At 42.0% G+C, this 12,999-nt stretch carries 9 protein-coding genes and 1 pseudogene; 5 read left to right on the top strand and 5 right to left on the bottom strand.

Annotation, left to right across the window (positions count from 1 at the left end; all coding sequences use genetic code 11):
* Nucleotides 1-458: 458 nt before the first annotated feature.
* The 3 genes and pseudogenes from ACN6OV_RS12025 to ACN6OV_RS12015 all read left to right on the top strand — a co-directional run.
* Nucleotides 459-833: pseudogene (locus ACN6OV_RS12025) on the top strand (MFS transporter); the annotation flags it as partial.
* 459 nt (nucleotides 834-1,292) lie between these two features.
* Nucleotides 1,293-3,698, top strand: a complete 2,406-nt coding sequence (locus ACN6OV_RS12020) for a YgiQ family radical SAM protein (protein WP_427953250.1) — start codon at nucleotides 1,293-1,295, stop codon at nucleotides 3,696-3,698.
* Nucleotides 3,699-4,156: 458 nt separating this feature from the next.
* On the top strand, nucleotides 4,157-4,696 hold the full coding sequence (locus ACN6OV_RS12015) for a DUF2726 domain-containing protein (RefSeq protein WP_427953248.1): 540 nt from the start codon (nucleotides 4,157-4,159) through the stop codon (nucleotides 4,694-4,696).
* A gap of 80 nt (nucleotides 4,697-4,776) precedes the next feature.
* Here the strand turns inward: ACN6OV_RS12015 and ACN6OV_RS12010 are convergent, their stop codons facing one another.
* The 4 genes from ACN6OV_RS12010 to mdtD all read right to left on the bottom strand — a co-directional run bounded on the left by ACN6OV_RS12010 (nucleotide 4,777) and on the right by mdtD (nucleotide 8,986).
* Nucleotides 4,777-5,133, bottom strand: coding sequence for a RidA family protein (locus ACN6OV_RS12010; protein ID WP_427953246.1), 357 nt, complete (start codon nucleotides 5,131-5,133; stop codon nucleotides 4,777-4,779).
* A gap of 398 nt (nucleotides 5,134-5,531) precedes the next feature.
* Nucleotides 5,532-6,587, bottom strand: coding sequence for a DNA polymerase IV (gene dinB, locus ACN6OV_RS12005; protein ID WP_427953244.1), 1,056 nt, complete (start codon nucleotides 6,585-6,587; stop codon nucleotides 5,532-5,534).
* 141 nt (nucleotides 6,588-6,728) lie between these two features.
* Nucleotides 6,729-7,505 (bottom strand): glycoside hydrolase family 25 protein, encoded by a 777-nt coding sequence (locus ACN6OV_RS12000; protein WP_427953242.1) that lies wholly within the window; start codon nucleotides 7,503-7,505, stop codon nucleotides 6,729-6,731.
* An 89-nt stretch (nucleotides 7,506-7,594) separates the two neighbouring features.
* Complete coding sequence (gene mdtD / locus ACN6OV_RS11995) at nucleotides 7,595-8,986, bottom strand: multidrug transporter subunit MdtD (protein ID WP_427953240.1); 1,392 nt, start codon at nucleotides 8,984-8,986, stop codon at nucleotides 7,595-7,597.
* A gap of 314 nt (nucleotides 8,987-9,300) precedes the next feature.
* Between mdtD and ACN6OV_RS11990 the strand changes: the two genes are divergently transcribed.
* The gene (locus ACN6OV_RS11990; RefSeq protein WP_427953238.1) at nucleotides 9,301-10,269 is read left to right on the top strand and encodes a hypothetical protein; all 969 of its coding nucleotides are present in this window, start codon (nucleotides 9,301-9,303) and stop codon (nucleotides 10,267-10,269) included.
* Between the two features lie 76 nt (nucleotides 10,270-10,345).
* Here ACN6OV_RS11990 and ACN6OV_RS11985 read toward each other — a convergent pair whose 3' ends face one another.
* On the bottom strand, nucleotides 10,346-10,966 hold the full coding sequence (locus ACN6OV_RS11985; RefSeq protein WP_427953236.1) for a TIGR00730 family Rossman fold protein: 621 nt from the start codon (nucleotides 10,964-10,966) through the stop codon (nucleotides 10,346-10,348).
* Between the two features lie 320 nt (nucleotides 10,967-11,286).
* Between ACN6OV_RS11985 and ACN6OV_RS11980 the strand changes: the two genes are divergently transcribed.
* Entirely contained in the window at nucleotides 11,287-12,858 is a 1,572-nt protein-coding gene (locus ACN6OV_RS11980; RefSeq protein WP_427953234.1) for a TerC family protein, read from the top strand.
* Nucleotides 12,859-12,999: the final 141 nt, after the last annotated feature.

Genomic DNA, 12,999 nt, shown 5'->3' with positions numbered 1-12,999 from the left:
AGTAAGTCATCGCCAGCTCATTATTCAAATCCCCCTGACTCAAAGCGAGCAGGGGGATTTTTTTATGCTTAAAAAAAGAAAATGGGGAGAATTGGGTCAAAACTCACTGATTGAGTATGTGGTTTTTATATTAAAGGTTGATAGGCGTATACTATTTGGGTGCATGAGTTGAAAGTCTATGTCTGATTTACCCCCTGAAATAACATATATTGAATATGGAATTCGATCCCTTTCTAGCCGTATTCTTTTCATTATTTTTAGCAGGTTTTGCGATATAGCTAAATTCTAAAAATATTAGCACGTAAAAATAGCTGTAAAATTCCATTCTTTAAGGTCTTTGGTGTACTGAAGAGTTAAGTAATCAGCTATATTTTCATCCTTGTATTGTGTACAACTGATGATACCAATCTTTACTCAGTTTTTTCATGTCAATCCTGCACAGAGTAGCTTTCCATTATCTATTTTCAATAGTCTATTTAGCTGGAATTTATAGTTCACCTCGTGCTGCAAGTTGGAGTCATCGTTTTGGATGTCATCGTATTTTACTCGCAATGTTGCTGTTTGGACTTTTGGTGATGTTATTGCCCTCTTTGTGGGCAGTGTTAATTGGACTGATTATCTTTACTTTCGCATTTTTTGCAGCACATTCGATTGCGAGTAGTTGGGTTTCAGTACAGTCTTTACAGTATAGGGCAGTGGGTGCTCTCTATTTGTTTTGCTACTACTTAGGCTCAAGTCTCTTGAGCAGTAGCAGTGGACTCATTTGGGAAGCTGCTGGCTGGTTGGGATTAGCGTATTTTATCTGCTCAATCTTATTATTGGGCTATTTTTAGCGTTTAAACTTAAAGAATTAAAATAATAAATACAGAGAGTTACTATTGATTGGAGAGTTCATAAGTAATTTGTAATTATTCTGAGAAAGCTATAGCTAAAGTCTAAAAATATCAGCACGTAAAATACCTGTAAATTCCATCCTTTAAGGTCTTTGATGTACTGAAGAGTTAAGTAATCAGTTAAGGGTAAACCTGTAATGTCTCAGGAAATATCTCTCAAGTGGGTTCATCATCTTCTAAAATCTTATGAATATTCAATCAACACGAAAAATTTCCGTCATCATTCATATTTTTCATTTCGTCCCCCCTTGTTTTATAAAAGTTTTAAATTACTTATTTGATTTTGTATAAATTATAATCAAGCAAGATGAATGGAATTCATGGTAAAATGCTCGGCTTTCATCTTTGATCTAATTTTTTTCAGATCTTCCATCATCTGCCAGCCGAGAATCGCTAGCCATGTCTACTGCTTTTACCATGCAAACTGCGCCAAAAGCGTTGTTTGATTACGACAAATATTGGGCGTCTTGTTTTGACCCTGCGCCATTTTTGCCGATGTCACGCGAGGAAATGGATCAACTCGGTTGGGACAGTTGTGACTTTATTTTAGTCTGCGGTGATGCCTATATCGACCATCCGTCATTTTGTTCAGGCATTATTGGTCGTACTTTGGAAGCGCAAGGTTTTCGTGTCGGTATTATTTCACAACCGGATTGGACCAATGCAGATGCATTCCGTGTTTTGGGTAAACCAAATATCGCTTGGGGTGTAACGGCAGGAAACATGGATTCCATGATCAACCGTTATACGGCTGACCGTAAAATCCGTTCAGATGATGCTTATTCCCCAGATAATTTACCAAATAAACGTCCTGACCGTGCAGCAACCGTATATTGCCAACGCGTGCGTGAAGCTTATCCTGATGTACCAGTATTACTAGGTGGGATTGAAGCATCTTTACGTCGTATTGCGCACTATGACTATTGGTCTGATAAAGTTCGTCGTTCGGTATTGATGGATTCTAAAGCAGATTTGCTGATGTATGGTAATGGTGAACGTTCGATCACTGAAATTATGCACCGCTTAGCCAAAGGCGAAAAAATTCACGAAATTACCGACGTTCGTGGTACTGCTTTTATTGTGAATAAAAATAACCGCGCGTCGAAAGCCAAATTTGTCGAAATTGCCTCGAATGATGTTGATACAGTCGGTCGGGTTGATCCGATCATCAATCCTTATGTGATGACGGAAGATTTGGACGGTTGTGAAATCGAGAAAGGTAAAGATAGCGTTAGCCAATATCAAGGTTTCCAAAAAGAAGCGGTGGCCAATCCGATTGTCCGTGAAGGGGATAATCTGGATGAAAATACTCAAATTGTGCAGCTTCAGCCTTCATCAAAAGCGATTAAACATAAATTACCCGCGCGTGAACTGGCGGTGATCCGCTTGCCTGCGTTTGAAGAAGTAGTTAATGATCCAGTGCTTTATGCACATGCCAACCGAATTTTGCATTTAGAAACCAATCCGGGCAATGCGCGTGCTTTGGTACAAAAGCATGGCGAACGCGATGTTTGGCTCAATGCACCACCTATTCCATTGACTACAGAAGAAATGGACTACGTGTTTGACTTGCCGTATGCGCGTTTGCCACATCCTTCTTATGGTGATGCACGTTTCCCTGCTTTTGACATGATTAAGTTCTCGGTCAATATCATGCGTGGCTGTTTTGGTGGTTGTACTTTCTGTTCCATTACCGAACATGAAGGCCGCATTATTCAAAACCGTTCAGAAGAATCAATTCTGCGTGAAGTGGAAAAAATTCGAGATACCGCACCGGGTTTTACCGGTATTATTTCCGATTTAGGTGGACCTACAGCCAACATGTATCGTTTGGCATGTAAAGATCCTGAGATTGAAAAGAACTGTCGTAAACCATCGTGCGTATTCCCGGGAGTGTGTCAAAACTTACACACCGATCATGCGCCATTGACTCAGTTGTATCGTAAAGCGCGTGCGCTTAAAGGCATTAAAAAGATTCTGATTGGTTCAGGTCTGCGTTATGACCTGGCAGTTTTGAACCCTGAATATGTCAGAGAGTTGGTAACCCATCATGTGGGCGGTTATCTGAAAATTGCGCCGGAACATACCGAAAAAGGCCCACTCAATAAAATGATGAAGCCGGGTATTGGGACTTATGATCGCTTCAAACAAATGTTTGATCGTTTCAGTAAAGAGGCCGGTAAGGAACAGTACTTGATTCCATATTTCATCGCGGCGCATCCGGGTACGACCGATTACGACATGATGAATTTGGCGATTTGGTTGAAGAAAAATGGTTTCCGTGCCGATCAGGTACAAACTTTTTATCCTTCGCCAATGGCAACCGCAACCACTATGTATTACACCGGTAAAAACCCGTTGGCAAAAGTGGCGCGTTATACTGAAAATGTTGATATTGTGAAGGGGGAGAAACGTCGCCGTTTGCATAAAGCATTTTTACGTTACCATGATCCAAACAACTGGCCTTTACTACGCGATGCTTTGAAAGAAATGGGGCGCCAAGACTTAATTGGTAACTCAAAACAGCATTTGATTCCGACCTATCAGCCGGCAGGTGCCGCAGAAGGACAATATCAATCGGCACGTAAGAAAAATTCAAGCGTGGCGGGGGATTCGCAAAAACGTACGAGTGGTCAAAGTATTCGTGGTCAGCACAATGCGCAAGGGCAAAATCGTGGAAAAAATGCGCCGAAGAAAGGGCAAATTTTAACTCAGCATACGGGTTTACCACCACGTGAAACAGGTGATGCTAAAAAACCATTTGGCGGATCTAAAGCAAAAGGTAAATCAAAATCTCGAGCGTAATTTTTTAATTTAACTAAATAAAGACACTTCGGTGTCTTTATTTATTTGGACTGTCTGATTTTAAAGAGATCTCGTTTTGATCAAGTTATGAGGGTGAAATTTTTTGAATAAAGCTGATGTCTGCATTTTTATCATACACAGACAATGTCTAATCAAATTTTAATTAAAATTAACAGTTCATCGGAATTGTCTGACGATGAGTCAAGATCTCCTTGCTGATTTTTTAGCGAATGTTCTAAAGTATCTATAAATGGCAGGATGCTATTACTCTGAACTGAAGTGGCATATGAGGTTTGACTGTTAAGTATTTGCAACTTTTTGTCAGATTGAATGTGAGTTATGTGAAAGTTAGAGTTATTTTTTTAATAGGGAATTAAAAAAATAATAGTGGTTGTATACTTCCTAAGTATAAAAAGGAAGTGAAAACTAACAATATAAAAAATATAAAGGATTATGAGATGACTATATACATAGCAATAGGGAGTATTTTACTCCTCTGTGTGCTCATAATAGCATGGAAAAGTTTGGAAGTTGGTTCTAGACCACAAGACAGCGCTTTGAAACAACGCGCAATTTTCAATATTAATGAGCAATTGACTTACACGCGTCTGAAAGAAATTTTGCCCAATCATACGATTTTGGCCCATGTCTCTTTTGATGCATTACTAACCACAAAATATTATCGGACACGAAATAAATACCGCAATATGGTTGCTGATTTTGTGGTCTTGAATGAGCAGCAGCAGGTTCAGGCCATTGTTGCTCTCGATGATCCGATGGTATTGAAACGTTTTCAGCAGGCGCAATATCAAGATGCTTTACTGTCCTTAGCTGGCTATCGCGTCATCCGTTATGATGATGTGCCTGAATATGTGCAGTTACGTGAAGATTTCTTAAATGAACCGCGTTCACACGTACCTTTTGTGCCTGTAAATGATCTGAAAAAGTATCATTTATATTCGGACCTTGAGCGTAAAAAGATCAAGATCATTGGATAGGGTAGAGTATTCAACTGCATAAAAAAAGCATGTCTCAGGACATGCTTTTTTTATACGGTGAGTCTTACATGTAACGCACTTTATTCGGGTTTAATGGCTACTACTGTTAATTCAACCAACACTTTAGGATCATATAATTTCGCTTCAACACAAGCGCGAGGCAGGGCCTCAATATTGGCAACCCATGCATCCCAAACTTCATTAAATGCAGCATAGTCTTGTTCAATATTTTTAAGATAAATCGTCACCGACATAATGTGACTTTTGTCTGTACCTGCATCGGCAAGAAACTGATCGATGATATCGAAGGTTTGCTGGGTTTGACCTTTGATATCTAAGTCGAGGTCGGATGCAAGTTGGCCTGCTAAATGGACCAATTGACCCGAAATAGCAATTTCTGAAAAACGTTTCGAAACATGCATACGTTGAATGGTCATCACAGCTCTCCTAAAAAGATATGATTTAAATTTGTTTTAGATTGGCGGCATGATAGCAGTGACAGCAGCAATAAAACTACCGAGAGCAGCTGTGTGAGCACGTTATTATGATTTTATAAAAGAGATTGAAGTGTTGCAGGAGAAGAGGCAGAGCGCATACAGCGGGATGTTCCATGACTTAACAACAGAGTTGCCCTGCAATATTCGGATTTGATCGTCACGCCAATCACAGGACAGCATGCTGAAAGTAAAGGTGATTTTCAGCATCTCAGTGCATACACGGATAATGTAGTGCGTGGATAGATTACTCTAATTTCAGGCTTTGTGAATAGCTAATTGCTTTATTTTTGTTCTTCTGTCTAAGATTTAGACAAAATCAGGAAAAGTGTACTAAAAAACTAAATTAAGGACAGTTGCATTTCAGCGTCTGGTGTCGTCAATTGATACAGTCCAATCCCAATCAAGCGAAATTGAAAATCAGCTGGAATATGCATTTCTGCTAGCAGTTGATGTAATACCTGTGCTAAATCCTCTCGGCTGTGCAGGGCGGTTTTAAAGCTTTTGCTGTGTTGTAAAACTTGAAAATTCTTTAATTTTAATTTGGCAGAAACCCCGCGTGCACGGAGCTGTTTTTTGTCTAAGGTGTGCCAAATTTGCTCGATTAATGTGGACCAATGCGGCTGACATTGTTGCAGGGTCAAATCATCATTAAAGGTGGTTTCTGTGGAAATTTGCTGCCGTTCACGCTCAGCCTGTACGGGACGCTCATCAATACCCTGAGCATACAAAAATAATCGCTTGCCGTATTTGCCAAAGTGATGAATTAAAACCACTTCTTCAATTTGTTGTAAATCCCCCAAAGTATATAGCTGTAAGGCATGTAATTTTTCTTGCATGACTTTGCCGACTCCTGGGATTTTTTTTAGGGGAAGATCGTGAATAAAGTTTAGTACCTGAGCGGGTTTAATTACACAAATGCCATTCGGCTTATGCCAATCGGATGCAACTTTTGCGAGAAATTTATTCGGTGCTACACCGGCAGAAGCGGTCAATCCTGTGGTCTGAAAAATCTCAGCCTGTATGCGCATTGCAACTTCGGTCGCACTGGGAATCTGTTTTAAATTTTCCGTCACATCTAAATAGGCTTCATCCAGAGAAAGTGGTTCAATCAACGCGGTATATTGTCTGAAAATTTGGTGAATTTGGGCAGAAACGGCACGATATTTTTCAAAATTTGGCTCAATGACAATCACCTGCGGACAGCGTTTACGTGCTTGTGCCATCGACATGGCAGAACGTAAACCAAATTCACGTGCGGGATAGGAAGCGGCACAAACCACGGCACGCGGATGATGAGAAGACACGACGACAGGAAGCTGTTTGAGCTCAGGATGCTCCCGTAACTCAACAGAAGCATAAAAGGCATCCATGTCGATATGGATAATTTTTCTCATGTCACTTAAGGCAAAAATGTCAATAGAGATATGCAGTATCGCATAGTCTGCGTATGCTCCATAGCGGGCGCTGCAATGTAAACGACACAGATTGACTGGGTGATAAACACCGATCAGGTTCGTTCAAGGCTGTATTTTGAGTTAATGACGTTTAATCGGGTAAATGCCATTTTTCTCTAAAAAGAAGGTCCACGCATGTTGGTCACCGGAAAATACATTTAAATCCACAGGGGTGGAAATACCTTGGATCTGCCCTTGATTGGTATGTTGCCAAATTAGCCATTTGGGATTGTTTTTGAGCTCAGGAGGTCCTTTATATTCACGGACCCAAAGCGGCGTTTTGGTAAACTCACCAGCCAAGACAATGTTATAAAATGCTTTTGAGGTATAAAAAATCGGTTGTTTGCCATAGTGCGTGTACAAGCGGTCGTGCATATAGGCGATTTCTTTGAGTAACTGCTCTTTGCTATAGGCATTGATACAGTTGCTGTCATATTCCAAATCAATCACGGGGGGCAGTGCATCCGATTTTTTAGGGACCGATTGAATAAAATTCTCTGCTTGGATTTTGCCGTCGCGACAGAGGCGATAAAAATGATAGGCTCCGACCCAAAAACCCTGTTCACGTGCTTGTAGCCAATTGTCTTGAAATTTACGGTCTTTGAAATCGCCGCCTTCCGTGGCTTTAAGGTAGACAAATTGATACTTTTTCGGCGAAATTTTTGACCATTGAATCTCTTTTTGATGATGTGAGACATCAAAACCTTTGACTAGATATTCTTCTGCAGAAGCCGGTCGATGCGGCATAAATACCAAATAACTCAGTCCAGTCAGCGCAATTAAGCCTACACCTGCAAGAAGCGGGCGATATATGTGGCGTGAATTTTGAGGCTTACGGGCTTTGACTTTTTTAGGCATGAACATTCATCCGAGTATCCGTTTCATCATAGCAGAACTGTAATGTTTCGATGCAGATCGGCCATGACCTTTGCTTCACGCTTCATTTTTTATACCGCCCTATCTTTAGGAATTTTCCAAAAAATTGCGGCAGTAATCAGGTTAATACAACCGAGCAAAATCAGTGTGCTGTGAAAGGCAGTTTCTATCTGTGCAGCGCCATAATAGGCGGTAAAGACATTGACCAAGGTACCTGCCAAAGCCACACCGATACTCATCGATACCATCATAATCATCGACAAGAAACTGTTGCCGCTACTGGCATCTTGCTGCGGTAAGTCTTTTAAAGTCAGTGTGTTCATGGAAACAAATTGCAGTGAATTTAAAACGCCAAAAATAAAGAAGTGCAAGGCACGTAACCAAGTCGGTGTTTCTGCGGTGGATAAAGCAAAACTACAAATACAGGTGCCAACCAATAAGGTGTTGACCAACAAGACTTTACGATAGCCAAAGCGTTGAATGATGTGACGAATAATCGGTTTTGAGGCCAATGAGCCGAGTACGGTGGGAATCATCAACAAACCAGTAAGAAAGGGCTCAAAACCAAAGGCCACTTGCAGCATTAAGGGAATCAGGAAGGGCATGGCATTGCCACCGAGCCGCGCAAAGAAATTACCGACGATGCCGATGGCATAGATTCGATTTTTGAACAGCTGACTGCGAAACAGCGCATGTGCATGGGTATGTGCATGAAAGGCATAAATTAAACAAGCAGCCATACCCGCACCAATCAGCATGAGGCTCCACCATAAGGGCAGGTGCGGACTGGCAAAATTTTCAATCCCTAAAGATAAACCGACCATCGCCACAACCAATAAAATAAAACCCATAAAGTCAAAGCGCCGTACCGTTGGCTCTGTGACATTTGGCATGGCTTTAAAGGTAATCAGTCCGCCTAAAAGTCCCATGGGAATATTAATCAAAAAAATCCAATGCCAAGTGGTGAATTCAACCATCCAGCCACCAAGTGTTGGACCAATGAGAGGACCCATTAATCCTGCAAGGCTCATTAAGCTCATGGCCGATAAAAATTGTGCGCGTGGAATGACTTTCAGCATGGCGAGACGCCCCACAGGTAACAGCAATGCTCCGCCAATGCCTTGAATGACTCGATAGACCAACAGTTCATTGAGGCTATTGGCCATTCCGCAGCCCAGAGAGGCCAAGGTAAAAATAATAATGGCACTAAAATAGATATTTCGCACACCAAAGCGATCGGCCAGCCAACCACTTAAAGGAATACACGCTGCAACGGACAAGACATAGGCCACCACCACACTGTGCATTTGCAGCGGGTCTTCGCCCAAGCTGTGCGCCATGGCAGGAATGGCTGTGTTGACAATGGTGGTGTCCAGCCCTTGCATAAAAAAGCCGATCGAGACCAACAGCACTAACAGTCTGAATTCGGGTTGTAAGGCCTGATGCGTTGGCGTGTTATTCATAATGGATAAAGCGAAGATTTTTAAACAGTTTAAAGGAATCTCTGAAATAGGGTGTAGTAAAAGCTTTGCTGCCTAATATTCACCAAAGACCTCGCCTGATTGGTAATCGTCAATGATGTAGCTGCAATAACGGTGGTTTATCTGCTTAAATTAAAATAAACCAAGACTAAGATATTTGTTTTATTTGAGGTTTTTATTTTAGGGGCTGAAATTTGCTGTACTAAATTGTATCAATGCTAGAGAAGCTGTCATAATGCGGCCGAGCTCTTCAGTTGCTGGAGGGCTTTTTTATTATGGCAAAGGTGTTTGTTTTCATGACAATCGAAATTTTGATGGTCATAGGCTTCTGTCTCGCGGCCTATTCAATTGTCGGTAATGATGTGCCGCAAACTTTGGGTACCTTTATTTCGTCGAATGCGCACCGTCCATGGTGGGTGTTGTGGATTTATGTCAGCAGTATTTTGGCAGCCGTACTGGTGTATGGTTGGTATGCCTCAGGTGTGGGTGATGCATCCTATGGGCGATTGGAAACGATCCCATTCCCGAAAGAAGGGATGACGTGGCTGTATATTGTACCGCCCATTTTACTGATTCTGTTGACCCGATATGGAATCCCAGTCAGTACCACATTCTTGGTGCTGACGATTTTTTCGCCAAGCAGTTTAAGCTCGATGCTAACCAAATCGATGATGGGTTATGCCGTCGCCTTTGTTGTGGCGATTATTGTGTATCGCTTTGTCATCAAAGGTATTTCGGCTTACTTCAGTAAAACACGTGATACCACCCCATCAAATGTTTGGGTCGGATTACAGTGGGTTTCCACCGCCTTCTTATGGAGTCAGTGGTTAATTCAGGACTTGGCCAACATCTTTGTTTATGTTCCTCGCCAAGTACCTTTTGAATTTCTGATTTTTGCCATTATGGTTTTTGTCGTGTTACTTGGGGTTATTCTCTATCAACGCGGTGGGGCAATTCAGGGCATTATCGATACCAAAACCGGCGTCGCGGATATTCGTTCAGCCACCATTATCGACTTTATATATGCCTTGATTTTATTGGTATTCAAAGAGTGGAGTAATATTCCAATGAGTACCACATGGGTATTCTTGGGGCTATTGGCCGGACGTGAATTTGCAATGTCAATGCATTTACGTGAGGTAAATAAATACCGGACTTCACGTAATGTCAGTAAAGATGCGATGAAGTTAATGTTGGGTCTATTGATGAGTATTTTCTTGGCGACGACATTGCCATGGTTCTATCGTATGGTCTCTGGGACTTAATTTATACTTGAATGTGCAAATAAAAAACGGGGAAATTACCCCGTTTTTTTATGTTGAATTGCTGCAAAATGTGGGCTTAAACCACAAAACGTTTTGGCCCATCCAAATTTTTCAAAGCGCTAAAAATCTGTTGCGATGAGTTACATACAATTAATTTTGCACGGTGCTGTGGCGGGAGGAAACCTTCAATCACTGCATGATCCAGTTGAGCGATCAAGGCGTCATAGAAGCCATTGACGTTATACAGCATCATCGGTTTTTGGTGCTGATTGAGCTGGCCCCATGTGGCAATTTCTAAAATCTCTTCAAAGGTTCCTAAGCCACCCGGCAGGGCAATAAAGGCACTGGCACGTTTTGCCATCAAGGCTTTACGTTCATGCATGCTACGAACCACATGCAGTTCGGTCAAATGGTTATGTGCAATTTCGTAGTCCAACATGAATTCTGGAATTACACCGACAGTTTCACCGCCATGTTGGATCACGGTATCTGCGACTTGTCCCATGAGGCCAATACTGGCACCACCGTAAACCAAACCGAGTCCTTGTTCGGCGATACCTTGTGCCAAAGCGATGGCTTTTTCTTTATAAATCGGGTTATTGCCCGAGCGGGAGCCGCAATAGAGCGCGATTAAAGCTTGAGTGGTGAGGGGTGCGGGATTGGTTAATTGTTCTGACATATTTAATCCACTATTCATTCAGTTTTATTTTACCTTAGCATGTTATTTTTGTTGGCTCTACATTGGCATGAAAATATGACCGTTTTATGTCGTGCATCAGCCATCGTATGTGACCGGTGGAATTGTACTTTGGTAAAAAAAGATGAATTTTTAGCTTAACTTGCTATACTAAAAACCTCTTTTTATACGCAAAGAACCGACATGGGCAGTGGTTGTTGTCGCTCCGCACACATATATCGATTAGAAATAACGCCATCAAAAGCGTTTCAGCATTTTCAATTTACTTCGTCTTTGGCACGAAATTATCCTAGCGCACTAGACATTCAGGAGAGACAGCAATGATCTTTGAATGGATGTCTGACCCTTCTGCATGGGTCGGTTTACTGACGCTGGTGATTCTCGAAATTGTTCTGGGGATCGATAACCTCGTATTTATTGCCATTCTGGCGGAAAAATTACCACCAGAAAAACGTAATGCTGCACGTATCGTCGGTTTAATGCTCGCACTGTGTATGCGGTTGGTACTGCTGGCCTCGATCGCGTGGGTAGTGACCCTTACCAATCCATTATTCCATATCTTTGACCATGCCTTCTCTGGACGCGATTTAATTTTGCTGTTTGGTGGGGTGTTCTTGCTGTTTAAAGGTACGATGGAATTACGTGAACGTCTAGAAAACAAACCGATGCTAAAGGAAGAAAATCCTGTGCATGCGACTTTCTGGATGGTGATCGTACAAATCGTAGTATTGGATGCCGTATTCTCCCTCGATAGCGTGATTACCGCGGTCGGGATGGTGAAAGAATTGTCTGTGATGATGGTGGCCGTGATTATTGCGGTCGGCATTATGCTTTGGGCATCGAAACCATTAATGAATTTCGTTAACCGTCATCCGACCGTAGTGATTTTATGTCTCTGCTTCTTGATGATGATCGGTTTCTCATTACTGGTGGAAGGCTTTGGTTTCCATATTCCAAAAGGCTATTTATATGCAGCCATTGGTTTCTCGGTACTGATCGAATTCCTGAACCAGACTATGCGTCACAATCAGGAAAAAATGGTTACTACTACCGATTTACGTTACCGTACAGCATCAGCCGTAATGCGTATGCTCGGTGGGAAAAATGTTGCGGATAATCCAAATGAAAATGAAGATGTTCTTGCAACACGTGCCTTTGCCGATGAAGTCTTTGATGAAGACAATGGGGTTTACCACAGCGTCATGGTACAAGGGGTGTTGGGACTGTCTGAACGTCCAGTGAAGTCGGTAATGACCCCACGTCCAGAACTGGAATGGATTGATTTGGATGAAGCACCTGAAGCAATTCGCGCGCAATTACTCAGTACCACGCATTCACGTTTAATCGTGGCACATGGTGAACTCGACAATATTGCCGGCGCCGTGCTAACGCATAAAGTCATGAATGACTATATCGAAACTGGCGTTTTGAATTTTGAAAAACACTTACGCGAACCGGTGGTGGTACATGAAAATGCCCAAGTCTTGATGGTGATGGAACAATTGCGTCAAGCACCGCTACAAATGGCACTTGTGCTGAACGAATATGGTTCAATTGAAGGGATTGCAACACCAATTGATGTGCTTGAAGCCATTGCGGGTGAATTCCCTGATGAAGATGAACCAGAAACTGCAGCAGAAAGTTTAGATGATGGTTCCTTGTTGCTCGACGGTTCGACCGATATTCGTCATGTATCGTTATTACTTGGTCGTGATCTGGTCGATGAATCCGAACAGTATTCAACTTTATCCGGTTATATCCTGTTCCATTTAGGGCGTTTACCAGCCAATGGTGAAAAACTGAATGCAGATCAGCATATCTTTGAAGTGGTGACGATGGATGGGCACAAAATTGAAAAAGTGCATATCATTCCGATGCCTCGCAAAGATTAAATGATTTTAGATCGACTCTGCGCATCAACTGAAGATCCGTTAAAATAGCCCGCATTGTCGGGCTATTTTTTATCACTTGGAGCGTAAAACCTCGTGGTTCAGCACGAGGATATAAGCGACTGGCGTAAGCCATACGACATG

This window comes from Acinetobacter sp. (assembly GCF_050285345.1).
In the GTDB taxonomy this organism is placed as follows: domain Bacteria; phylum Pseudomonadota; class Gammaproteobacteria; order Pseudomonadales; family Moraxellaceae; genus Acinetobacter.
Note: the sequence above shows the minus strand (reverse complement) of the source record. Positions and strands in the feature narration are given on the sequence as shown.

Coding starts and splice junctions, on each gene's coding strand:
- ACN6OV_RS12020 (WP_427953250.1), top strand. CDS start 1,293: ATGTCTACTGCTTTTACCATGCAAACTGCGCCAAAAGCGTTGTTTGAT.
- ACN6OV_RS12015 (WP_427953248.1), top strand. CDS start 4,157: ATGACTATATACATAGCAATAGGGAGTATTTTACTCCTCTGTGTGCTC.
- ACN6OV_RS12010 (WP_427953246.1), bottom strand. CDS start 5,133: ATGACCATTCAACGTATGCATGTTTCGAAACGTTTTTCAGAAATTGCT.
- dinB (WP_427953244.1), bottom strand. CDS start 6,587: ATGAGAAAAATTATCCATATCGACATGGATGCCTTTTATGCTTCTGTT.
- ACN6OV_RS12000 (WP_427953242.1), bottom strand. CDS start 7,505: ATGCCTAAAAAAGTCAAAGCCCGTAAGCCTCAAAATTCACGCCACATA.
- mdtD (WP_427953240.1), bottom strand. CDS start 8,986: ATGAATAACACGCCAACGCATCAGGCCTTACAACCCGAATTCAGACTG.
- ACN6OV_RS11990 (WP_427953238.1), top strand. CDS start 9,301: ATGACAATCGAAATTTTGATGGTCATAGGCTTCTGTCTCGCGGCCTAT.
- ACN6OV_RS11985 (WP_427953236.1), bottom strand. CDS start 10,966: ATGAATAGTGGATTAAATATGTCAGAACAATTAACCAATCCCGCACCC.
- ACN6OV_RS11980 (WP_427953234.1), top strand. CDS start 11,287: ATGATCTTTGAATGGATGTCTGACCCTTCTGCATGGGTCGGTTTACTG.